A 22,938-nucleotide genomic window follows, 5' to 3' on the forward strand; every position below is an offset into this window, starting at 1 on the left:
GATCTGTTGTGCCCCGAGGTCCGAGGACCGGGGCAGGTCCCGGTACGGACCCGAGGCGCGGAACCGGGCCCGCAGTCCGAAACCGGGGGTCCCGGGGCGGAGCCCCGGTCACACCGCGCCCGCGCCGGTCAGGGACCGCACCTCCGTCTCCGCGTGCTTGGCCTCGTCGGGCGGCTCCGCCGAGGTCACCGTGCCGAGCCAGCCGCCCAGGAAGCCCAGCGGGATGGAGACGAGCCCCGGGTTCTGCAGCGGGAAGAGCTGGAAGTCCAGTCCGGGGAACAGGGCCTGCGGGCTGCCCGAGACGACCGGCGAGAGCACCACCAGCAGCACGGCGGGGACCAGTCCCCCGTACACGGACCACACCGCGCCCCGCGTGGTGAACCTGCTCCAGAACAGCGAGTACAGCAGCGCGGGCAGATTGGCGGAGGCCGCAACCGCGAAGGCGAGGCCCACCAGGAAGGCCACATTCAGGTCTCCGGCCAGCAGCCCGAGCCCGATCGACACAACGCCGATGCCCACGGCCGCGACCCTGGCCACCGCGACCTCGCCGTACGGCGTACGCGACCGGCCGGGACCTGCCCCGGAGTCCCGCCCGGCGTCGCGGCGTCGGCGGAGCGAGGCGTACAGGTCATGCGCCACAGAGGCGGAGGAGGCCAGAGTGATGCCTGCGACGACCGCCAGGATCGTCGCGAAGGCCACCGCGGCGACCACGGCGAACAGCACCGTTCCCCCGGTGGAGCCCGCGCCTCCGCCGAGGTTCAGGGCGAGCAGCGGCACCGCCGTGTTCCCCGCGGCGTTCGACTTCCGTACCTCGTCGGTGCCGACCAGCGCCGCCGCGCCAAAGCCCAGCACGATCGTCATCAGATAGAAGCCGCCGATGAGACCGATCGACCAGACGACCGAGCGGCGTGCGGCCCGCGCGGTCGGCACCGTGTAGAAGCGGGACAGGATGTGCGGGAGTCCCGCCGTGCCCAGCACCAGCGCCAGACCGAGGCTGATGAAGTCGAGCCGGGCGGTCCAGTCGCCGCCGTACCGCAGACCGGGAGCGAGGAAATCCCTGCCGTGGCCGCTGCGTTCGGCGGCGGAGGCGAGGAGTCGGCCGACATCGCCGTGGAAGCGCGTCAGGACGAGGACGGTCAGCGCGATGGCGCCGGCCATCAGCAGCACCGCCTTGACGATCTGGATCCAGGTGGTGGCGCGCATCCCGCCCCACGACACATAGATCACCATCAGGGCGCCGACCCCGACGACCGTCCATGCCCGGGCCGCTTCGCTCGTGCCGCCCAGCAGCAGCGCGACCAGGCTGCCGGCGCCCACCATCTGCGCGACCAGATAGAGGACGGACACGGCGACGGAGGAGGTGCCCGCCGCGATGCGGACGGGCCGCTCTCTCATACGCGCCGCGACCACATCCGCGAGGGTGAACCGGCCGCAGTTGCGGACGAGTTCGGCGACCAGCAGCAGCACCACCAGCCAGGCCACCAGAAAGCCGACGGAGTAGAGCATTCCGTCGTATCCGTACAGGGCGATGAGGCCGGAGATGCCAAGGAAGGACGCCGCGGACAGATAGTCCCCGGCGATGGCGAAACCGTTCTCCATCGGGGAGAACAGCCGCCCGCCCGCATAGAACTCCTCGGGAGAGCCCTGCCGCTTGCGGCTCACCCATGTGGTGATGCCGAGGGTCGCCGCGATGAACAGGCTGAACAGCACCAGCGCCGACGCCTGGTGGTCGCCGCTCAACGCTCCGCCTCCGCTGCCGAGTCGTACGCGTCCGTCTGCAGGGACCGCTGCTGTTCGAACACGGTCCACCGCAGATCGAGGGCCGCACCGTCCCGTCGCAGCCGGGCATGGTGTGTGTACGCCCAGGTCAGCAGGAAGGTGGTGAGGAACTGCGCCAGCCCGGCGAGCATCGCGACATTGACCGCTCCCGCCACCGGTCTGGCCATCAGCCCGGGCAGAGCGGTGGCGGCGACGACATACGCCAGGTACCAGACGAGAAAGGCGATGACGGCGGGCACGGCGAACCGGCGGTAGCTGCGCCGCACCTCCTGGAAAGCGGCGCTGCGCTGCACTTCCAGGTAGATGCCGGCCGCGGCGTCCGGCGACGGGCCGGCTCGTTCCCCAGGGCGTGCCGCAGGGCTCACCACGGGGACGGGGGCACCGCCGCCGTCGCCGGCCATCTCGCCCCACCCCGTGGCCAGCGCGTCGTACCACGGGTCGTCGAGCCGTACCGCCGAGGAATCGGGCAACCGTTTCGCCATGGGCCAAGAATGGACAGAGCGGGAAGATCCCGGCTTTGTCTCCCGCTCAGTTCACCCCATCAGGTGAAACCCGGCCGCCCGCCGGACAGACACCCCCGGACGGACCAGATCGGACGGACCAGATCGGAAGGACACCGGCTGAACGGACGCAGACCGGCCCGACACACACCGACCCGACACACACCGGGCAGACGCGCACCGGCCCGACGCGCACCGGGCAGCCGGCGGCCACGCGTCACGCGTCACGCGCCGACTAAGCGTCGATGCGCGAGCGGTCCAGCGTCGCCGCGGAGTTGCTGATGAACTCCTTGCGGGGCGCCACCTCGTTGCCCATCAGCAGATCGAAGACCTGCTCGGAGGCCTCGAGGTCCCCGATGTTGATCCGGCGCAGGGTCCGGTGGCGCGGGTCCATCGTGGTCTCCGCGAGCTGGTCAGCGTCCATCTCGCCCAGACCCTTGTAGCGCTGGATGGAGTCCTTGAAGCGGACGCCCTTGCGCTGGAACTCCAGCAGGGTCTCCCGCAGTTCGTTGTCGGAGTAGGTGTAGACGTACTTGTCCTGGCCCTTCTTGGGCTGGACCAACTCGATGCGGTGCAGCGGCGGGACCGCGGCGAAGACCCGGCCCGCCTCCACCATCGGCCGCATGTAGCGCTGGAACAGAGTGAGCAGCAGACAGCGGATGTGCGCGCCGTCGACGTCGGCGTCGACCAGCAGCACGATCTTGCCGTAGCGCGCCGCGTCGATGTCGAAGGTCCTGCCGGAGCCTGCTCCTATGACCTGGATGATCGCACCGCATTCGGCGTTCTTGAGCATGTCCGAGACGGATGACTTCTGTACGTTGAGAATCTTGCCGCGGATGGGCAGCAGCGCCTGGAACTCGCTGTTCCGGGCAAGCTTGGCGGTGCCGAGGGCGGAGTCCCCCTCGACGATGAAGAGCTCGCTGCGCTCCACGTCGTCACTGCGGCAGTCGGCGAGCTTCGCCGGCAGCGAGGAGCTCTCCAGCGCGGTCTTCCTGCGCTGGGCCTCCTTGTGCTGGCGGGCCGCGATACGGGTGCGCGCGGCGGCGACGGCCTTCTCCAGCACTGCGCGGGCCTGCGCCTTGGCGTCCCTCTTGGTGGAGGTCAGGAAGGCCTTCAGCTCCCTGGCCACCACATTGGCGACGATCCTGTTGGCCGCGGAAGTGCCGAGGACCTCCTTGGTCTGGCCCTCGAACTGCGGCTCCGCCAGCCGGACGGTGACGACGGCGGTGAGGCCCTCCAGGGCGTCGTCCTTGACGATGTCGTCCTCGGCGACCCGGAGCATCTTGCCGGCGCGCAGCACCTCGTTGACCGTCCTGGTGACGGAGCGCTCGAAGCCGGTCACATGGGTGCCGCCCTTGGGGGTGGCGATGATGTTGACGAACGACTTGACGGTGGTGTCGTACCCGGTGCCCCAGCGCAGGGCGATGTCGACGCCCAGCTCCCGGGTGACCTCGGTGGGGGTCATATGCCCGCGGTCGTCGAGGACGGGGACGGTCTCCTTGAAGGTCCCCTGACCGCTGAGGCGCAGCACATCGCAGACGGGCTTGTCGGGGGCGAGGTACTCGCAGAACTCACTGATGCCCCCGTCGAAACGGAAGATCTCCTGGCTCTTGCCCTCGCCCTCGAGGTCCCGCTCGTCGCGGACCACGAGGGTCAGCCCGGGCACCAGGAAGGCCGTCTGCCGGGCCCGCTGGTGGAGGATGTCCAGGGAGAGCCTGGCGTCCTTGAGGAAGATCTGCCGGTCCGCCCAGAAGCGCACACGGGTGCCGGTGCGGGTCTTGGGCACGCGCTTGCCCTTGACCAGCCCGCCCGCAGGGTCGAAGGGGGCGTCGGGGCCCTGTTCCGTGAAGATCCCGGGCACACCGCGCCGAAAGCTGATCTTGTGGGTGACGCTGTTGCGGTCCACCTCGACGTCGAGCCGGGCGGAGAGCGCATTGACCACGGAGGCGCCCACTCCGTGCAGCCCGCCGGAGGCGGCGTAGGAGCCGCCGCCGAACTTTCCGCCCGCGTGCAGCTTGGTCATCACGACCTCGATGCCCGAGAGGCCGGTCTTGGGCTCGACGTCGACCGGGATGCCCCGGCCGTTGTCCTTCACCTCGACTGAGCCGTCGTGGTGGAGGATGACCTCGATGTGGTCGCAGTGGCCGCCCAGCGCCTCGTCGACGGAGTTGTCGATGATTTCCCAGAGGCAGTGCATCAGCCCGCGGCTGTCGGTGGACCCGATATACATGCCGGGGCGCTTGCGGACCGCTTCCAGGCCTTCGAGTACGAGCAGGTGCCGCGCGGTGTAGTTGGAACCGTCACGGTCTGCGGTCAGCAGCGCACTGGACGGCACTGACGTTTCGGCGGTCACGCGTTTCGCTCCTCGCTGAATTTCAGATGTGGCCCCGTGGGGTAAAGGCCCGGCGTCGGTCGCCGGAGAGAGCGTACCGAGGCCTGGTAGAGCCGTTGTAACGCCACCCTCGTGATGTTCCATGCTAGTCCAGCATCGCATGAGTGTTCGATCCCTCGTGGGGGTGACGTGCACATCACGTTCCCTTCGAGGCATGAACCATTTAGGCTCCGGGCACGTCCTCATGAACAACCGGCAACCCGCCGGGAGGGCCCAAATGAGACAAGCAACGCGAAATCCGTAGAGCGCAGCAATACGGCTCATTCGCCGCCAACCGGCAGCAGACAGCCTCCTTGCGAAGAAGTTTCAGGGAAAAGGCTCGAGCGGGAACGTTTTCGGGCTGGTTGGATGTTGACCCTGGTACGACAGCTCGTCGAGCTAGAGAAGAGGCGACGTGACTACTGTTCTGACCCCCGCGACCCCGCTGACGGCCGCTGACCGCTGCGACCGCTGCGGCGCCCAGGCGTATCTGCGCGTCGTGCTGACCAGCGGTGGCGAGCTGCTCTTCTGCGCCCACCACGGACGCAAGTTCGAGCCGGAACTCAAGAAGATCGCCGCGGAAATACAGGATGAGACCGACCGCCTCACGGCCGTGCCGGCCAGTGCAAGCGAAGAGGAGCGCTGACGCACCTCGGATTCACGACGAGCCAAGGCCGGTCGGGCACCGGCGAACGGGCGGCTGACCCCGGATACCAGGGTCAGCCGCCCGCTCTCATACGGCGAGCATCCGCCACACAGGGGCGATCAGGGCTGGGCGACCGCCGAGACACGCGTGTACACACCCGGGCTGCCGGCCTCTCCGCAGCCGCTCCCCCAGGACACCAGCCCGATCAGCTTCCCCCTGGCCACCAGCGGCCCTCCGCTGTCCCCCTGGCAGGCGTCCCGCCCGCCCCTGGGGTCGCCCGCGCACAGCATGGTGGACGCCAGATAGCGTCCGCCCCTCCCGCCCGGATAGGCGATCATGCAGGCCTCGTCCGGGAGCACCTGCACCGACGCGGCGCGCAGCGAGGACGCATGGCTGCCGGACCCGGTGGTGTCCCCCCAGCCGTAGACCAGGGCCTCGACGCCCGGCTGGTAGGCCGGGTCGCCCTCGCCCGCCAACGGGAGCGCATGGGACGCGGGCAGCGTCTCCGCGAGGGTGAGCACGGCCATGTCGGAGCTGCTGGTCCAGGCGTTGTGGCCCGGGTGGATCCAGATCTCGCGTACTGCGATCTCCCGTCCGCCCGCCCCCGTCAGCTCGGACCGTCCGGCGATCACTCGCAGATGGCGCAGAGCGCTGGACGGCTCGCCCAGGACGGCCGGGCTCAGGCAGTGCGCAGCCGTCATCACCTTGGCCGGGCCCACCACCACGCCGCCGCAGAACTGGCCCGCACGTGTGTCGCCGAACCGTTCACGGCTGGCCAGGGCTACGGCCCAGGGGCTGTCCTCGACGCGGGCGGGAAAGCCGCCGACGACCACGCTGCCGGCGGCCGCCGGGGTTGGGGACGGCAGAGCCAGCAGCGGCGCGGCCGCTGCCACGGCCACCAGGGGGAGCATCCGCCTCCGGACTGTTTCGAGGGCACGACGCAGGGGACGTCGCATAGGGCCTCCTGACTCTCTGCACGGAACGTGTGCACTCAGAGTCAGTCAAGGGGACCTGCCGCGCACCGCAAAGGCCTGCACATGGCGCGTGTACGCCCACATATCCCCCCGTGTGTACGACAGGGACCCGCCTGCACGGAGAAGAGCCCGGCCCCTGAACCAGGGACCGGGCTCGTGCGCTGTGCCGCTCAGCCGTGGAATCAGTCGAGGTAGTCCCGCAGCACCTGCGAACGGGACGGGTGGCGCAGCTTTGACATGGTCTTGGACTCGATCTGGCGGATGCGCTCGCGCGTCACGCCGTAGACCTTGCCGATCTCGTCCAGCGTCTTGGGCTGGCCGTCGGTGAGGCCGAAGCGCATGGAGACCACTCCGGCCTCACGCTCGGAGAGCGTGTCGAGCACGGAGTGCAGCTGCTCCTGAAGCAGGGTGAAGCTGACGGCGTCGGCGGGCACGACGGCCTCGGAGTCCTCGATGAGGTCGCCGAACTCGCTGTCGCCGTCCTCGCCCAGCGGGGTGTGCAGCGAGATCGGCTCCCGGCCGTACTTCTGGACCTCGATGACCTTCTCGGGGGTCATGTCGAGCTCCTTGGCCAGCTCCTCCGGGGTGGGCTCGCGGCCCAGGTCCTGGAGCATCTGGCGCTGGACCCGCGCCAGCTTGTTGATGACCTCGACCATGTGCACCGGGATGCGGATGGTTCGGGCCTGGTCGGCCATGGCGCGGGTGATCGCCTGGCGAATCCACCACGTGGCGTAGGTCGAGAACTTGTAGCCCTTGGTGTAGTCGAACTTCTCGACGGCGCGGATGAGACCGAGGTTGCCCTCCTGGATCAGGTCCAGGAAGAGCATGCCGCGGCCCGTGTAGCGCTTGGCCAGCGAGACGACCAGCCGGAGGTTGGCCTCCAGCAGATGGTTCTTGGCGCGGCGGCCGTCCTCGGCGATGATCTCCAGCTCGCGCTTGAGCTTGGGGGCGAGCTTGTCGGAGTTCGCCAGCTTGTCCTCGGCGAACAGACCCGCCTCGATGCGCTTGGCGAGCTCGACCTCCTGCTCCGCGTTGAGCAGGGGGACCTTGCCGATCTGCTTGAGATAGTCCTTGACCGGGTCGGCGGTGGCGCCGGCGACGGCGACCTGCTGTGCGGGCGCGTCGTCCTCGTCGTCGTCGGAGAGGACGAAGCCCTTGCTCTCGCCTTCGGGCTCTTCCTCTTCGCCCTTGACGCCGGGCTGCACCTCGTCGATCAGCTCTTCGGTCTCGGCGGCCTCGTCGACGTCCTTCTTGGCCGCGGTCTTCTTGGCGGCCGTCTTCTTGGCGGCGGTCTTCTTCGCCGCCGTCTTCTTGGCCGCGGTCTTCTTCGCGGCCGTCTTCTTGGCAGGCGCGGCCGCCGAGGCGTCGGCGGCCGGGGCGTCGGCGGCCGGGGCGTCGGCGGCGTCCGCCATCGGCGCGGCAGCGGCGGCGACGGTCTTGGCCGCCGTCTTCTTCGCCGCCGCGGTCTTGGCCGGGACGGTCTTGGTGGCGGTGCGCTTGGCCGGGCTCTTCGCTGCGACGCTCCTGCGGGCGCGCTTAGGCGACTCCGCTGCACTGACCATCAGCGTCACACCCTCTTCCTCGAGGATCTGGTTGAGGCTGCGCAGAACATTCTTCCACTGGGTTGGCGGAATCTGGTCAGCCTCGAAGGCCCGACGCACGTCATCGCCGGCGATCTGCCCATCAGCCTTTCCCCGCTCGATGAGCGCCATCACAGACTCGGACTCGGCGATCTCCGGCGGGAGCGTACGGGATGTGCTGGCCGACACGAACAACCTCTCGGAACGATGGAAACGGCTTCCGGCCCCGCCCAGGATCGGGCCGGAGCCGACGACCACCGGGCTGCGGATGTACCGGTGGCGCGGGCGGAACCTCAGAGCTGCAACAGCGCCGTGAACGGCTGCCGTATTCCCTCCTCGGCTGTCACCTCTTAGGTCATCGCACTGTTTCGAGGAGTGTTACGCCCAATCCACGTGGCCCGAGTCACACCCCATAGGCGACGAAACGACCAGAGTAGTCCTTCGCCGTACATTCATGTCGCCGGACCCCGGCGGATAGGAGGAATCCGGCGACATCCGGCGACACTCGGCGCGTACGCCCCCGCACAGCTGACCGCGGCCGCGATCAGTGCTCGCGCGGGGCGGGCACCACTCGTTCGACTTCCGGGTGAACGGTGAGCAGTTGACGCATGGCCGTTTCGGCGGCCTGCCCGTCGCCGGCGGCCAGGGCGTCGGCGATGCGCGCGTGCTGGGCCAGCGCGCCCTCGGTAGGGTGGTCACAGGCTGTGACCGGACCGCCGGACACCTGGAGCGCGGCGGAGACGATCCCGGAGAGGTGCTCCAGCATGCGGTTGCCGGCGAGCTGGATCAGCAGGGAGTGGAACTCCGCGTCGGCCCGCGAGAAGGTGATCGCGTCCTGCTGCGCCAGGGAGTGACCCATGATCTCGATCATGTCGGCGAGCCGCTGCTGGGCGTCCTCGCGTCCGTGCCCCGCGGCCAGGCGGGCGGCGAGCGGCTCGATGGTCCAGCGCAGCTCGCTCAGCTCGCGGCGCTGGTCGTCGCGCTGGGGGCCGAAGGCGCGCCACTCGATGATGTCGGGGTCGAGAAGGTTCCAGTCGCTGACGGGACGGACCCGGGTGCCGACGTTGGGGCGGGCGCTGACCAGCCCCTTGGCCTCGAGGACTCGCAGGGACTCCCGCACCACGGTGCGGGAGACCTCGAAGCGCTGGCCGATCTCCTCGGGCACGAGGGGACGGTCGGCCCCCAGGTCGCCGGAGACGATCATCTGACCGAGCTGCTGGACGAGTTGGCCGTGGAGGCCGCGGCCGCGGCTGCCGGCCGCCCGGCGCCCCGCACGGCCCAGGTCGGCTTCGGAGCCGTCCCAGGAGGGCGGGCTGACGCGGTCGACGCCTGGCGCCTCGGCGTAGGGGTAGCGGTCGAGTTCGCCCGGGCCGGCGAGACCGGACTCGGCGGGGCGGGCGGCGGTCATCATGGTGTGCGCAAGGGTACTCACGCATCCTTTGTCGGCGCGGTCTCCGGACCCCTTGAGGTCTTTGGTGAAAAGCACACGAAAGGGTGATCGGCGCTCTCTCCTCAATTGACGCCTTATCGGAAAGAAACGGGCAAAGAAACGGGCGTTCTCAAGGAGTTGTGCGCACCGTGGTGCGATCGAACCCGCTGCGGCTATCCTCCGGCCGCCCCTTCGGGCCTCGACGGCGAGGAAGGCGCAGACGAGCACCGCGAGCGACAAGGCCGGTGCGGCCCCCACGGGTCGGGGGAGCAGTCGCCGTCCCGAGGCCAGCCAGGGGTCGGCCTCACGCGGCAGCCCGACCCATGCCAGCTCGCGCAGCCTGCCCGGGAACCCGGCGATCGAACGGACCGCCGGGACGAGCAGCGCCTGCCGCACCAGCGGAGCGAGCAACACGGGCACGGCGAGCACGGCTGCCACTCCGGCGGCGGTGGCGCGGAAGACTCCGGCGGCGAGCAGCCCCGCCCAGGCGCACCCCACGGCCAGCCCGCTCCAACCGGCCGCCGACAGCCGCCAGTTCCCCGCGAGGGACGCCAAGTCCGTCCCGTACACCAGGCGGAGGGCCTGTGCGTCGGCAGCGGCGACGAACCAGTCGAGCAGCAGGGCGGACAGGGCGGTGACCACCAGCTTCGCCAGAAGCGGTCCGAGGCGGCGAGGGATGGCGGCACGGCGAACGCGGGCACGGGCGGACGAACTGCTCACGTCCGTCGGCCTCGTCGGCGTCGGCGTCGGCGTCGGCGTCGGCGTCGGCCAGGGTGTCCCGGAGGGCAGGGAGAGGCAGGACACCGAGCAGGGGCAGGGCGGCGGGTCAGACCTCGGGGCGCAGCATCGGCGGATTGAGCAGGGTGGCGCCGCCCGCCCGGAAGAGCTGGGCGGGACGCCCGCCCTGGCGGGTGGTCGTGCCTCCTGCCGGTACGAGGAAGCCCGGGGTGCCGGTCACCTTGCGGTGGAAGTTCCGCGGGTCGAGCGCCACACCCCAGACCGCCTCGTACACCCGGCGCAGCTCGCCGACGGTGAACTCCGGCGGGCAGAAGGCGGTGGCAAGCGAGGAGTACTCGATCTTGGAGCGGGCCCGTTCCACACCGTCCGCGAGGATCCGGTCGTGGTCGAAGGCGAGCTGTGCGGGCTGCTCCTCCTCGCGGGCCAGGCCGTTCTCCTGCTTGAGGAGCTCCTCGACCGGCGCCCAGCGCACGCTGTTGGCGTCGCCGCCGGCGCGGGGAGCCGGCAGATCCGGGGCGAGCACCAGATGGGCGACGCTGACGACGCGCATGCGAGGATCCCGCTCGGGGTCCCCGTAGGTGGCCAGCTGCTCCAGGTGCGCGCCGTTGCCGGGGGCGGGCGCGGCCGGGTCGTGCGCGTACAGCCCGGTCTCCTCGGCAAGCTCACGCGCCGCAGCAGCGGCCAGGTCCTCATCCGCTCTGACGAAGCCCCCGGGCAGCGCCCACCGACCCTGGAACGGCGGCTCTCCGCGGCGTACCACCAGCGCACACAGCGCATGGCGACGCACGGTGAGCACGACCAGATCGACGGTGACGGCGAAGGGCGGAAAGGCCGACGGGTCGTAGGGGGGCATGCCCGTGATCATAGTCGTCTGCCTGACGATAAACACTCCCTTCGCAGTCCGATGCCGCCGATTCCCGCTACACCCCGAGTTGCAGCCCGGCGGCCGCCTGCTCGACCATCCCCTGGCCGAGCCGGCTGATGCGCACGGCGAACGGCTCCCCCGCCACGCGCAGCCCTGAGATCTGGACGGCTCCGAACGGTGCGCTGCGCATGGGGTGCAGCGCGACGGTGCCCGAGGGGACGTCCGGCCGGATCCCGGCCAGGCTCATCAGCAGATGGAGCCCCGCGAGGGCCGGCAGAGCCGCCGGGCGGCAGGCGGCCGGGTGCGGCGCGGGCGTGACCGCACCGGCCGTGCGCTGCTCCCCCGCGTACATCTCGGGCAGCCGATGGCCGAAACCGGGTGCGGCGTCGAGGAGACCGCGCAGCAGGGAGGCTGCCTCCTTTTCGTATCCGGCGGCGGCGAGTCCCGCGACCGCGACGGCTGTCTCATGGACCCTGACGGCCCCGGAGCGGTGCCCGAAGGGGTTGTGCCCCGGCTCCTTGGCGCCCAGACCGCGCAGCCCCCACCCGGAGTCCATGGCGGGGCCGCCGAGCAGCCGGGCCAGCTGCTCCGTCTGGACCTTGTCGAGCAGACCGGCGGCGGGCTGTCCGAGCCCGAGCAGGCCGGTGTCGAGCAGATGCACGGCGCCCGCTCCCATCAGCGGCACCGGGCGCCCGCCGGCCAGCAGGGCTGCCGCTGGACGGCCGCCGGTCAGGTCGTCGACCCAGAACAGCTCCCGGAAGCTGCTGCGCATCCGGCCGGCCCGCTGCCGCCACTCCTCCGCGCCCGGCCTGCCGCATCCGTCCAGCAGATCCGCGCCGAGGAGCGCCGCGCGGTGGGCATGTGCCTGTATCTCGGTGCGGCGGATGCCCGAGGGCCCGGGCTCCGGCAGCAGCCCGCCCTCGTCCAGCGCCTGTCCGAGCCAGCGCAGACAGTGCTCGGCCGCCGGCAGGAGTTCGACGACCTCCTTGTCGGGCATTCCCCAGCGCCGTGCCTCCGCGAGGACTGCGGGGAAGGCGAGGGTGGCCTCAACGCCCGTGCAGATCGGCGGAAGATGGGGCCCCGCGTCCCGCAGGGGGCCGGGAATCCTGCCGAAGTCCCGCCCCCGGCCGGTGAGCTGGCTGCGTGCGAACCGGCGCAGTGCGGCCGCGGCGAGTCCGGTGGAGATCGGGAGGGCGACGCGGGCTGCCCAGAGCGCCTCGGCCGGTGCGGGTCCGCACCGCCAGGGGACGCCCGCGGCCGGATACACATCGGCCGGGTGCTCGGGGTCCCGCAGCAGCAGCGCCGTGAAGTCCCCCAGCCCGGTGGCGAGCAGCGCCCCCAGCCTGGGGTCGTCGCCCTCGGCTCGTGCCTCGGCCAGGGCGAGACCGCCGGTCCTGCCGGAGGTGCGGGCGGGTCGCTCGGAGCGGACGCGCAGTTCGATGGAGCGCGCGGCGCCGGGGGACAGGTCCAGCTCCCAGCGGAGCAGCCCTGCGGAGGCCAGGGTGTCGCGCGGGGGCGGATCGGCGGTGACGATCGCATGCCCGGCTCCGGCGGCGGCCCAGCGGAGCCCGGCGTCGTGGACGCTGGCGGGCAGTTCGGGGGCGGTGCGCCCGGCCGCGATCGCTCCGAACTCCGCGAGGTCGGTGCCGAGTGCCACCTCGACGGACAGCCGCAACGGCCTGGTGGCGGAGCTGCGCAGCGTGATCCGTTCGGTGCCGTCGGCTGCGCGTGATCGTTCGACGCCGACTTCGGGGTCGGGTCCGGTGTCGGCGGGGGTCCGGACGACCGCCTTGAACACGGCGAGACCGGCGGAGACGACCCTGCCCTGGACGGCGACCGGTTCCCGGCCCGCGACCCGCAGCCGGCAGCGTGAGAGCAGCCGCCTGCCTGAGTGGTAGACGCCCTCGACCCCCCGGCCGGTGAGCTGTCCGTGCTCTGCCGAGAGGGCGAGACACGGCAGGGCGGCGCAGATGAGCAGGTGATGCACCGGGGCCGGCTCCCGCGGGCGGGCGGCGGGCGGCGGGGCCACCCGTCCGGGCCTCTCCGCGGCCCGCGGCATCGGGCCTCGCTGCGACCCCGGCCCGGGCCCGGCCTCCGCAGCGGTCCGCAGACCGGGGCCCGGCCGTGGGTCCGGGGCAGCTTGCGGTGCTGTGCCGGTCTCTGGTCCGCGGGGACGGCGGGGGGCTGTGGGGGCCATAGGTGGTCTGTTGTGCCTTCCGTGCACTCCGGGCAGCCGCGGTGATCACAGCGGGACGGGTTGCAGGGCCCCGCCACGAGGGTGAACGGCGGCACGGGCGTCCGGGTCACGGCTGCCGACCGCTCTCGGCCTCATGTGGGCCGCCGGCCGCGCGTGCGCCGTGCCGCCTGCGGGATGAACCGGTCATGGGGCCGACCGCCGCCTTCCGCGGCCTCGTCTCCGGTGTCGCCGGAGCCTTCGTCGCCGCGGAGCGGCTCGGCCTGCTTCGGCCCTCTGCGCTCTTGGGCCGCACACGACGGCTCGGGCGACGGAGGCCACGCGGCCGCCGCCCCGGGTCGTGCGGCGCCGTCCGGTCTGCGGCGGCCTCGCGGGGCTCGCGCGCTTCGCCCTCCTTGCGCTCCTTGCGCTCCTTGCGCAGACAGATGCGCAGGTCTTCCGGGTCCAGGCCGTCATTGCACGCCTGATGGAGCAGACGGGCGAAGAGATAGCCGGGATCGGCGCGTAGCGCGAGCCCGAGGGCGACCCGGGCGCCGGGCTCGTCCCCGGTGGACCAGGCGACCCAGCCGGCGAGCGTCAGCGGCGCGGCGGCATGTTCGGCCCAGCCGCCGACACAGCGGCGGGCCAGGGCCCGCCAGAGCCGCAACGCGGATGCCGCGTCCGGCCCTTCCATGCATTCCGCCGCCCGGTCCCGGGTGGTGCGGTCCTGGAGGCCGAGGATGACGGCGGCGGCCTCCTCATGGCTGATCAGCCGGTCGTCGGCGGCGTCCGCCTCGGCCCAGGCCGTGGCGGTCGACGCCTCGGCGAGACGCCCGCGGAGCCGCTCGGCCGTGGCGATGGTCTCGTTGGCCACCTGCCGCCGTCCCCGCGCGTCCAGGATGCGCGGCACGATCGAGGACCCTGCGGCGTCGAGTGCTCGGGCCTGGCCCGCCGTGTCCCCAGCGGTCCACGGGGTCAGCCGTGCCTCCATCTCGCGCAGAGTGCCGCGCACGTGGACCCCGGCATAGGCGGCGGCCGCCGCCATGGCGGAGGTGCCGGGCACCCCCAGTGGGTTTCCCTCCGGCGGGCAGCAGCGCGCGTCCGGGCAGCAGTAGGACCAGTAGCGCCCGTCGGAGACGCACAGTGCCTCGTACACCGGCACATCGAGGGCGCCGCAGGCGGTGCGCAGCTTCTGTGCGAGGGGCCGCAGGCGCTCCATCACCTGACGGCCGCTGCCGCCCTCGGGCGGGTCCTGGCAGAGGAAGACGACGATGCCGTCGGGCCGTGCGCCGCGCCGCTCGCTGCCCTCCACCAGGCATTCTGCGAGTTGCTTCGCCACGGCGGCCCATTCCTGTGAGGCGCGCGGAATGCCCAGCCGCAGCCGACCGCCGAAACGGCCGCTGCTGCCGTGCAGTGCGACCATCACGATCGAGTCGGTGGGGTGGAAGCCCAGCACATACGGGAGCGCGTCCACCAGCTCGGCGGGGCCGCGGAGGGTGACCTGTTCGTCGGCGGGTCCGGTCGGTTCGCGGTGACTGTTCATGCCGAAGACGTTCCCGCGAGCCGCAGTCCGGCCGCGACCCCTGTGGAAAAACGATTCTCCACAGGTTCGCCGACACATTCGCGCAGTGTCGGCGGCATCGGGTTGCATGGAGCCATGACCCACGCAGACCGCTCGGACCTCCGGGCCTCCGCCGACGCAGTCCTCGCCCGCCTGGTATCGGACACGACGGGCACAGCCCGGCTGCGCGATGACCAGTGGCGGGCGATCGAGGCGCTCGTCGCCGACAGGCGCCGCGCTCTGGTCGTCCAGCGCACCGGCTGGGGCAAGTCCGCCGTCTACTTCGTCGCGACGTCGCTGCTGCGGGAGCGCGGCAGCGGACCGACCGTGATCGTCTCCCCGCTGCTGGCCCTGATGCGCAATCAGGTGGAGGCGGCGGCGCGCGCGGGCATCCGTGCCCGCACGATCAACTCGTCGAACACGGAGGAGTGGGAAACGGTCAACGCGGAGGTCGCCGCCGGCGAGGTGGATGTGCTGCTGGTCAGCCCCGAGCGGCTGAACAACCCGGACTTCAGAGATCAGGTGCTGCCCAGGCTGGCCGCGGCGACCGGGCTGCTCGTGGTGGACGAGGCGCACTGCATCTCCGACTGGGGCCATGACTTCCGGCCCGACTACCGCCGGCTGCGCACGATGCTGGCGGACCTGCCGTCCGGGGTCCCGGTGCTCGCGACCACCGCCACCGCCAATGCGCGGGTCACGGCCGACGTCGCGGAGCAGCTGGGCACGGGAGCGGACACGGACGCCCTGGTGCTGCGGGGCCCCCTCGACCGGGAGAGTCTGAGCCTGAGCGTGCTCCAGCTGCCCGATGCGGCGACCCGGCTCGCCTGGCTCGCCGACCACCTCGGCGAGTTGCCGGGCTCCGGCATCGTCTACACGCTCACGGTCGCCGCGGCCGAGGAGGTCACCGCGTATCTGCGTCAGTGCGGGCACACGGTCGCGTCCTACACGGGCCGCACCGAGGACGCGGACCGCCGCCAGGCCGAGGAGGATCTGCTCGGCAACCGCGTCAAAGCCCTGATCGCGACGTCCGCGCTGGGCATGGGATTCGACAAGCCCGATCTGGGTTTCGTGGTGCACCTGGGGTCGCCGTCCTCGCCGATCGCCTACTACCAGCAGGTCGGCAGGGCGGGCCGCGGCGTGGAGCATGCCGAGGTGCTGTTGCTGCCCGGCAGGGAAGACGAGGCGATCTGGCGGTACTTCGCCTCGGTGGCCTTCCCTCCCGAAGAGCTGGTGCGTCGCACGCTGGACGTGTTGGGGCAGTCGGAGCGGCCGCTGTCGCTGCCGGCCCTGGAGCCGCTGGTCGAGCTGCGCCGCACGCGGCTGGAGACGATGCTCAAGGTCCTCGATGTGGACGGTGCGGTCCGGCGGGTGAAGGGCGGCTGGACGTCCACGGGGCAGGCGTGGACGTACGACTCCGACCGCTACGCCTGGGTGGCGCGCCAGCGCGCGGCCGAGCAGCAGGCGATGCGCGACTACGCCGGCTCGACCGGCTGCCGGATGGAGTTCCTCCGCCGTCAGCTCGATGACGAGGCCGCCGCCCCGTGTGGCCGCTGTGACAACTGCTCGGGTGTCAGGTTCAGCGACAAGGTGTCCGCGAGTGCCCTGGACGCGGCGCGCGGCGAGCTGAGCCGGCCGGGTGTGGAAGTGGAGCCGCGCAAGATGTGGCCCACCGGCATGGCGGCGGTGGGGGTGAACGTCAAGGGACGCATTCCCGAAGGGGAACAGGCCTTCGCGGGAAGGGCGTTGGGAAGGCTCTCCGACATCGGCTGGGGGAACCGGCTGCGTCCGCTGCTGGCGCCTCAGTCCGCCGACGGCCCGGTGCCAGGGGATGTGGTGGATGCCGTGGTGTCGGTCCTGGCCGACTGGGCGAAGGGGCCGGGCGGCTGGGCCTCCGGGGAGGCGGACGCGCCCGCCCGCCCCGCCGCGGTGGTCTCCATGGCCTCGTACAGCAGGCCCGAGTTGATCGCATCGCTGGCCGACCGGATCGCTCAGGTGGGACGGATGCCGCTGCTCGGCTCTGTCGAGTACGCGCCGCAGGCACAGGAGTCAGGGCCGCCGCCCCGCAGCAACAGCGCACAGCGTGTGCGGGCCTTGCACGAAGCGTTCATCGTGCCGCAGGGGCTGGCCGGGGCGCTGGCCGCGACGGACGGGCCGGTGCTCCTCGTCGACGACTTCTCGGACACGGGCTGGACGTTGGCGGTAGCTGCCCGGCTGCTGCGCAGAGCCGGTGCGAGAGGGGTGTTTCCTCTGGTCCTGGCCGTGCAAGCGTGACCCAAGGGGTGACAAGCGAGGTGACTGGGCAGGAATATGAGAGTCAAACCAGCCGATTACCGTCGGCGTTCCCCAATTGCTCGTTGCCGCATGCCGATGCGCCCGCAAGAATTGGGATGCTCCCCGCACGGCATGTGAGCGGTCTGGATGGGCCGTGCTGAGGTGTGCCCTGCCCGACCCTGCCCGCACTCTGGGCGCGTATGCGAAGGGAGGACCGTGACCTTCGGATTCGCCCCGTCTCCAGCCACTTCGATCAGCGCTCCGACCCACGTCGCCAGTCATGTCGCCCGGCTGCTCGAGCCCGCCGAGTGGTCCGCAGCCGGGATTCCGCTGCTGCGCAACCCTCGCGACGTGGTGAGCGGACTGCACGCCCGCCATCGGCCCGTGCCGGAGACGGCCGTCGTCGCCGTGCTCGACCACGAGGAACGGCTCGCCGCGAGTGCGTCGTTCACCCGGCGCGCCTCGGCAGCCGACGGCTGGGAGTTCCGGAACGCCCTGCTGGTCCATCTCCGCCGGGTCATCCCGCACGATCTGCGGCGGCGTGAGCCGGTGCGCACGGCGGTGCTGCTCTACTGCCGCGAGGGCGATGAGCGGTGGACCGAGGAGGACGGGGCCTGGATGTGGGGCCTGCGGGACGCCTGCACCCTGCACGGGCTGCGGTGTGGGGCCTACATCACGCTGACGCGCGGCGGCTGGCAGGTGCTGGGCGAGGGGCGCGGCGGACGCCGGCCCAGCTCCTCCTCACAGCCGATGGATCTGGCCGACTCCATGGCCCTGCCCCCGGCGACGGCGGTGCGCACCGCCAGCGGCGCCGCCGAGGCACTACGGCGCACGGCGGCACGCTGAAGGTGCCCGGCCGATTGAGACCCGGCTGGGCCCCGGCCGACTGCCCGGCGTGTGCAGGGCACACCGGGCACAGCCGACGGGCGGGGCGGTGTTCTCCGGCCCGGGGCGCGCCGGGGCCTCGGAGCACCCCCTCCGCCCCCCGCGGGCATCCTGAGCACGCCGGATCGCAAAGGATCCGGTCCCGGAGGAACTGCTCGCGCCGAGTCGTCTGGCGCGGCCGTGACCGCGACGGTCACGGCCCCGGGCCGGACGGTGCGGACGCTCAGACGCCCGCAGCGAGCTCGGCGTTGATCCTCTTGGGATCACCGCACACGATCAGCAGGGCTGCGGCCTTCTTCAGTGCGGCCGGAAGAGCCTGACCGGCGGCGTCGTCGGGACCTCCGTTGACCGCCACGACCACGACGGGACGAGTGGCGGCACGGTCGGCCATGGCGGCATCCGCGTAGAAGACGTCGTCGCCTGCGTCGTGCTGGGCCCAGTAGGCGGCTTCACCGAAGGACAGCTCATGAGCGGCCCAGGGGTGCTGTTCACCGGTGGTGAACACCAGGAGGTCGCCTGGGGACCGCCCGGAGTCAAGCAGCAGATCGACTGCCTCGCCCGCGGCATCGAGCGCGCCGTCGGCGGAGGCGGGAATCAACTGGATCTGCGGCAGGGAACGATTCTCCAGCTGGGGCTGCCGGGGCTTCCCAGCGTTGTTGTGGGTGCGCTGCGGCGGCGTGGGCCTGGCCGGGCCGGGGCCCGGGTGGCCAGGACGCGGCGATGCCGCGGATCGCGGACCGGGTACGGGGCGAGGGGTCGGCGCGGTCCGGCCTGCTGCCGGAGTGGCGCGGGGACCCTGGGCACTCTCGTGAATCTGAGGCTCCTCGGGAATGAGAGGCATGGGTGGATGTCTATCAAATGCCGCTGCCGTAGGCATCGGCGGGTGGGTACATGAGTGCGACCGGCTCTGGTCAGGAGTTCAGGTCAGAAGTCGAATCCCAGTTGTCCCCCGTCTTCTAGCTCGTCCCCCGCGACCACGACGCGGACCCTCTTGAGGTGCCGCCACTGGGGCAGCGCATCGAGATACGACCACGACAGCCGGTGATGGGGCGTGGGTCCCCACTCCGCGAGCGCCGCTTTGTGCACAGGCGAGGGGTACCCGGCATTGGCGGCGAAACCGAAGGGGGCGAACTCCCCCTGCAGTTCGGCCATCATCGCGTCCCTGCGCACCTTGGCGATCACCGAGGCGGCGGCGACCGCGACGCAGGACCGGTCTCCCTTGATCACCGTACGCACCTGCCACGGCCGGCCGAGATAGTCGTGCTTGCCGTCGAGGATGACGGCGTCGGGGCGCACGGGCAGCCCCTCCAGCGCACGGACGGCCGCGAGGCGCAGGGAAGCGGTCATGCCCAGTTCGTCGATCTCCCGGGGCGACGCATGCCCCAGAGCATGACAGGTGACCCAGTCCTCCAGCAGCGCGGCGAGCTCCGTACGGCGCTTCGGGCTGAGCAGCTTGGAGTCGGTCAGCCCGGCGGGCGGCCGGCGGAGTCCCGTAATGGCCGCGCACACCGTGACAGGCCCCGCCCATGCCCCGCGTCCGACCTCGTCGACGCCTGCGACGATCTTCGCGCCGGTGATCGCCCTGATCGAGCGCTCGACTGTGTGGGTGGGTGGTTCGTACGCCATGGCGCCAGCAAGGGTACGCCGCCGCCCCCGTCGTGCGACAACCGGATTCGGGTAGCGGCGGCCGGGGCCCGCTCGGCCGGCGCGCGGAGCGAGCGGCGACACCGCGACCCGTTCGATCGTCTCCGTGAGGTCGCGGTCGCACCCTTCGCGTCCGCACACCTTCGATCGGCACATCATCAGCCCAGGAACGACTTTGAGAACGAGGCTGCCATAGGCGTCGGCTTGCATGTTTCCATGCGAGATTCAGCGGTGCACCGCCCCGGCAAGGAGCCGAGCGGGGAGTTCGACCACCCCGCAGGCGGTCGCCTGCTGGATCTCTCGACCATCAGAGTGTCGCACTCGTGAACAACTGCACCCGGCGCGAAGTGGCCGTCGCGCCTTCTCCGTTGCCGCGTCGGCAGCGGTCTTCGCCCCACGGTTGCGGAGCACCCGGGCTCTCCGCGCCGACTCAGACCGCCCGGGTCGGCAGCCAGGACGGCAGGGGCTCGGTGCGGGCCAGCCAGGCGGCCGGAGGGGCCCCCGGCTCGGATGCCGCGGTGACGCCGCAGGCGATGGCGCAGGTCGTGTCCACGTCGCCGCCGACCTGGGCCGTGGTCCAGAAGACCCGTTCGAAGTCGCCGAGGCCGCGCGCGGCGGACCACAGGGCGAACGGCACGGTGTCGTGCGCGCTGGTACGTCGGCCGCTGCCCAGCACCGCGGCGACGGTCCCGGCGTCGCTGTAGTCGAGCATGTCCCGCGCCCGCCGGAGCCCCGCGCCGACCGCGCTGCGCGGCACCAGGGCGATCACCCCGTCGAGGAGCTCCTCCGGGGCCGGGGGGCCTTTGGGGGCCGCGGCGAGGGCGGCCGCCGCGGCCACGGCCATGGCGCCCACCACCGCTTCGCGGTGCTGATGGGTGGTGTACGAGGAGATCTCGGCCTGGTGCGTCGCCTGCTCGGGGTCGTCCGCGTACCACGCGCCCAGCGGCGCGATGCGCATCGCCGAGCCGTTCCCCCACGAGCCCTGGCCCTTGAAGAGCCCGGCGGCCAGCTCCCGCCAGTCGCCGCCCTCTCTGATCAGCCGCAGCATGCGGTTGACCGCTGGTCCGTACCCCCGGTCGAAGTCGTGGTGCTCGGCGAAGGAGGCGGCAAGCCTGTCCTGGTCCACACGGCCGTGGGCGGCCAGCACGGCAAGCACCGAGCAGGCCATCTCTGTGTCGTCGGTCCACTGCCAGGGGCCGGCCGGCAGCTCATGCCGTCTGAGCAGCGGATAGTACGAGGGAACGAAGAACTGGGAGCCCAGGGCGTCTCCCACGGACAGTCCGCGCAGGCTGCCCAGTGCGCGTTCGAAGCGCCGGTCGCGAGAGGAGTCAGCGGTCATCTTCCTGCCACTCTAACCGGTGACACCGTACGGTTCGGGAGTACGCCACCGTTCGAACGGCCGGTCCAACGTGTACCGTCCGTCGTCACCCAGCTCCAGCATCCGGGTCTCTCCGTTGCTGGGGTTGGACAGACACTCGAATTCCGCGACCGTCCAGTGGAACCAGCGCATGCAGAACAGCCGCATGGTCAGTCCATGGGTGACCAGCAGGACGTTCGGCGGGTGGTCCGGGGCCTCGAAGCTGCGGAAGAGGCTCTCCAGGAAGGCCCCGACCCGGTCGTAGACGTCGGCGCCGGACTCCCCCTGCGCGAACCGGTAGAAGAAGTGGCCGTAGGCGTCCCGGTACGCCTTCTGCAGGCGCACGTCCTCCCGGTCCTGCCAGTTCCCCCAGTCCTGCTCGCGCAGCCGGGGCTCCTCCCTGATCCTCACCAGCCCCGCGTCGAGGCCGAACGCCTGAAAGGTCTGGTGGGTGCGACGGTAGGGCGAGACATAGACGCTGACGCGCTCCCGTCCGAACAACCCACGCAGCCGGACGCCGGTCCGCTCGGCCTGCGCCCGTCCGGCGGCGGTCAGCCCGAGGGCGTGGTCCGGCACACGCTCGTACACGGAGTCGTCGGCGTTGCCCTCCGACTCCCCGTGCCGGACGAGGACGATGCGTCGCGGTCGTGCCATGGTCACGACTCTAAGTCGCTCCAGGTCGGGCCGAGCGGTGCACCCGGACCCAGACGGCGTACGCGCGGGCAGTCGCGAGCGGCGCCCCGGCGGCTCCAGCGCGGCTCCCCGGCGGCTCCAGCGCGGCTCCCCGGCAGCCCCCGGCGACCGGGCGGGGCGGCCCCCAGGTGAGCCGCTCAGACCGTCCAGGACGCCTCGAGCTCCACGACGTCCCCGGTCAGAGCCTCGATGTCCGCCTCCGTCTGGGTCCGCAGCAGCAGCCGCTCCACCCGCTCCACTCGGTACTTCCCGTGCTCCGCCGCTGATTCCCACATCGACATCACCAGGAACTCGTTTCCCGGCGCTTCACCGAACAGCCCGCGCACCATCCCGGGGGACCCGGCCATGGCCGGATTCCACACCTTCTCCTGCATCAGTGCGTAGTGCTCCACCCGCTCCTCGCGCACCTTGCTGTGAGCGACCCGGACGACGTCCACACCGGTGAAGCGGGGCTCAAAGCCGGTCTTGACATCGAATCTATGCTCGAACAGCTTGACCTGGCCGTCCTTGAAGGTGCCCGACTGGGCAGAGGCGAGTCGGTCGTGCGATCGCGCCATGAAGGAGTCGTAGAACGCCCGGCTCTCCCAGAAGGCGAAGACATGGGCGACATCCGGCCTCGCCCTGCTCCATCCACCCCCCTGCCCCCGGAATCCCGGCTCGCCCAGCAGCCCCGCCCACTTCCGCTGCCCCCGTTCGAACCCTCGACGGTCCATCACGGTGCAGCGAATCCACTTCACCAGCACCGCGCCATCGTACGGCCCCGGCACTCCTCCCCAGGCCAGGTAGTACGGCGGGCGGGCGTGGCAGCATGGTCAACGGACCGGGGGTTCCCGGCAGTTACGGCGGCGATCGGGAGGGGCATCTGGTGAGCAGTCTCAACAAGGGGGTCCGCAAAGTGGAGGTGGCTCTCAAGTGGGATCCCAGTCCGCTGGGGGAGCCCGACCACGATCTCGACATCGTGGCCTCCGTCTACACGGCGGACGCCCCCCGTGGAGCTCCGGCGTACAGCGTGCACTTCGACAGCCGTTCACCCGACGGCACGATCGCTCTGACCAGGGACAGCCGCACCGGGCAGGGCTTCGGCTTCGACGAGGTCATGACCCTGGAGTTCGACCGGCTGGCCCCGGTGTACGCGCGCGTGGTGGTGGGCGTGGCCATCCAGCAGACGGCCGGCAGGAGGGTCTTCGGCGACATAAGGAACACGCTCGTCCGGGTGCGGGAGGGATACGCGGAGCTGTCCGAGCGCGACCTCTCCGAGGTTTCCGGCGCGACCTGCGCCGTCATCGCGGAGTTCGCCCGTGACGGCGAGGGCCGCTGGTCGTTTCACGACGCGGTCAGGGGCTACGACGCCGACCCGCAGTCCTTCGTCTCCCTGATGGGCGCCGATTCGCCCCGATAGCGACGCGCCCTCGGGCATGAGTAAGGGGCGCGGCCCCGTGGCCAACGCCCCTTACATCACCCACTCAGCTCAA

18 protein-coding genes are annotated in these 22,938 nt (G+C 71.4%); 4 read left to right on the top strand and 14 right to left on the bottom strand.

The features are described 5' to 3' along the window. Positions 1-108: 108 nt before the first annotated feature. The 3 genes from QCN29_RS24780 to QCN29_RS24790 all read right to left on the bottom strand — a co-directional run bounded on the left by QCN29_RS24780 (position 109) and on the right by QCN29_RS24790 (position 4,632). Positions 109-1,740 carry a solute symporter family protein gene (locus QCN29_RS24780; RefSeq protein WP_279930905.1) on the bottom strand — a complete coding sequence of 544 codons (1,632 nt, stop codon included), beginning with the start codon at positions 1,738-1,740 and terminating at the stop codon, positions 109-111. Continuing rightward, complete coding sequence (locus tag QCN29_RS24785) at positions 1,737-2,261, bottom strand: DUF485 domain-containing protein (protein WP_279930906.1); 525 nt, start codon at positions 2,259-2,261, stop codon at positions 1,737-1,739. The genes QCN29_RS24780 and QCN29_RS24785 overlap by 4 nt, the downstream gene beginning before the upstream one ends. 253 nt (positions 2,262-2,514) lie before the next feature. Next, positions 2,515-4,632: a DNA gyrase/topoisomerase IV subunit B gene (locus QCN29_RS24790; protein ID WP_279930907.1), complete on the bottom strand. Its 2,118-nt coding sequence runs from the start codon at positions 4,630-4,632 to the stop codon at positions 2,515-2,517. A 433-nt stretch (positions 4,633-5,065) separates the two neighbouring features. Between QCN29_RS24790 and QCN29_RS24795 the strand changes: the two genes are divergently transcribed. Then, on the top strand, positions 5,066-5,296 hold the full coding sequence (locus QCN29_RS24795; protein WP_240137873.1) for a DUF7455 domain-containing protein: 231 nt from the start codon (positions 5,066-5,068) through the stop codon (positions 5,294-5,296). 119 nt (positions 5,297-5,415) lie between these two features. On the opposite strand, the gene QCN29_RS24800 is transcribed toward QCN29_RS24795, so the two are convergent. From QCN29_RS24800 to QCN29_RS24825, 6 genes are all read right to left on the bottom strand, one after another. Then, positions 5,416-6,252, bottom strand: a complete 837-nt coding sequence (locus QCN29_RS24800; protein ID WP_398859882.1) for a S1 family peptidase — start codon at positions 6,250-6,252, stop codon at positions 5,416-5,418. 200 nt (positions 6,253-6,452) lie between these two features. After that, positions 6,453-8,039 (bottom strand): RNA polymerase sigma factor, encoded by a 1,587-nt coding sequence (locus tag QCN29_RS24805; protein WP_279930908.1) that lies wholly within the window; start codon positions 8,037-8,039, stop codon positions 6,453-6,455. 355 nt (positions 8,040-8,394) lie between these two features. Continuing rightward, on the bottom strand, positions 8,395-9,282 hold the full coding sequence (locus tag QCN29_RS24810) for a FadR/GntR family transcriptional regulator (protein WP_279930956.1): 888 nt from the start codon (positions 9,280-9,282) through the stop codon (positions 8,395-8,397). A gap of 823 nt (positions 9,283-10,105) precedes the next feature. After that, entirely contained in the window at positions 10,106-10,870 is a 765-nt protein-coding gene (locus QCN29_RS24815) for an NUDIX hydrolase (RefSeq protein ID WP_279930909.1), read from the bottom strand. A 67-nt stretch (positions 10,871-10,937) separates the two neighbouring features. Continuing rightward, positions 10,938-12,941 (bottom strand): glycogen debranching N-terminal domain-containing protein, encoded by a 2,004-nt coding sequence (locus QCN29_RS24820; RefSeq protein ID WP_279930910.1) that lies wholly within the window; start codon positions 12,939-12,941, stop codon positions 10,938-10,940. A 244-nt stretch (positions 12,942-13,185) separates the two neighbouring features. Then, positions 13,186-14,598: a DUF4192 domain-containing protein gene (locus tag QCN29_RS24825; protein ID WP_279930911.1), complete on the bottom strand. Its 1,413-nt coding sequence runs from the start codon at positions 14,596-14,598 to the stop codon at positions 13,186-13,188. Positions 14,599-14,712: 114 nt separating this feature from the next. On the opposite strand from QCN29_RS24825, the gene QCN29_RS24830 reads away from it, so the two are divergent. Further along, positions 14,713-16,887 (top strand): RecQ family ATP-dependent DNA helicase, encoded by a 2,175-nt coding sequence (locus QCN29_RS24830; RefSeq protein ID WP_279930912.1) that lies wholly within the window; start codon positions 14,713-14,715, stop codon positions 16,885-16,887. 216 nt (positions 16,888-17,103) lie between these two features. Next, the gene (locus QCN29_RS24835) at positions 17,104-17,733 is read left to right on the top strand and encodes a hypothetical protein (protein WP_279930913.1); all 630 of its coding nucleotides are present in this window, start codon (positions 17,104-17,106) and stop codon (positions 17,731-17,733) included. A gap of 262 nt (positions 17,734-17,995) precedes the next feature. On the opposite strand, the gene QCN29_RS24840 is transcribed toward QCN29_RS24835, so the two are convergent. From QCN29_RS24840 to QCN29_RS24860, 5 genes are all read right to left on the bottom strand, one after another. Continuing rightward, entirely contained in the window at positions 17,996-18,613 is a 618-nt protein-coding gene (locus QCN29_RS24840) for a hypothetical protein (protein ID WP_279930914.1), read from the bottom strand. An 83-nt stretch (positions 18,614-18,696) separates the two neighbouring features. After that, positions 18,697-19,398 carry a ribonuclease HII gene (locus QCN29_RS24845; RefSeq protein ID WP_279930915.1) on the bottom strand — a complete coding sequence of 234 codons (702 nt, stop codon included), beginning with the start codon at positions 19,396-19,398 and terminating at the stop codon, positions 18,697-18,699. A gap of 448 nt (positions 19,399-19,846) precedes the next feature. After that, the gene (locus tag QCN29_RS24850; protein WP_279930916.1) at positions 19,847-20,755 is read right to left on the bottom strand and encodes an ADP-ribosylglycohydrolase family protein; all 909 of its coding nucleotides are present in this window, start codon (positions 20,753-20,755) and stop codon (positions 19,847-19,849) included. Positions 20,756-20,767: 12 nt separating this feature from the next. Beyond that, positions 20,768-21,427 (bottom strand): histidine phosphatase family protein, encoded by a 660-nt coding sequence (locus QCN29_RS24855; protein ID WP_279930917.1) that lies wholly within the window; start codon positions 21,425-21,427, stop codon positions 20,768-20,770. 176 nt (positions 21,428-21,603) lie between these two features. After that, a complete protein-coding gene (locus QCN29_RS24860; RefSeq protein ID WP_240137885.1) occupies positions 21,604-22,209 on the bottom strand; it encodes a YdbC family protein in 606 nt (201 codons plus the stop codon). 122 nt (positions 22,210-22,331) lie between these two features. On the opposite strand from QCN29_RS24860, the gene QCN29_RS24865 reads away from it, so the two are divergent. Continuing rightward, the gene (locus QCN29_RS24865; protein WP_279930919.1) at positions 22,332-22,865 is read left to right on the top strand and encodes a TerD family protein; all 534 of its coding nucleotides are present in this window, start codon (positions 22,332-22,334) and stop codon (positions 22,863-22,865) included. The last annotated feature ends 73 nt before the right edge of the window (positions 22,866-22,938 follow it).

This window comes from Streptomyces chengmaiensis (assembly GCF_029846775.1).
In the GTDB taxonomy this organism is placed as follows: Bacteria; Actinomycetota; Actinomycetes; order Streptomycetales; family Streptomycetaceae; genus Streptomyces; species Streptomyces chengmaiensis.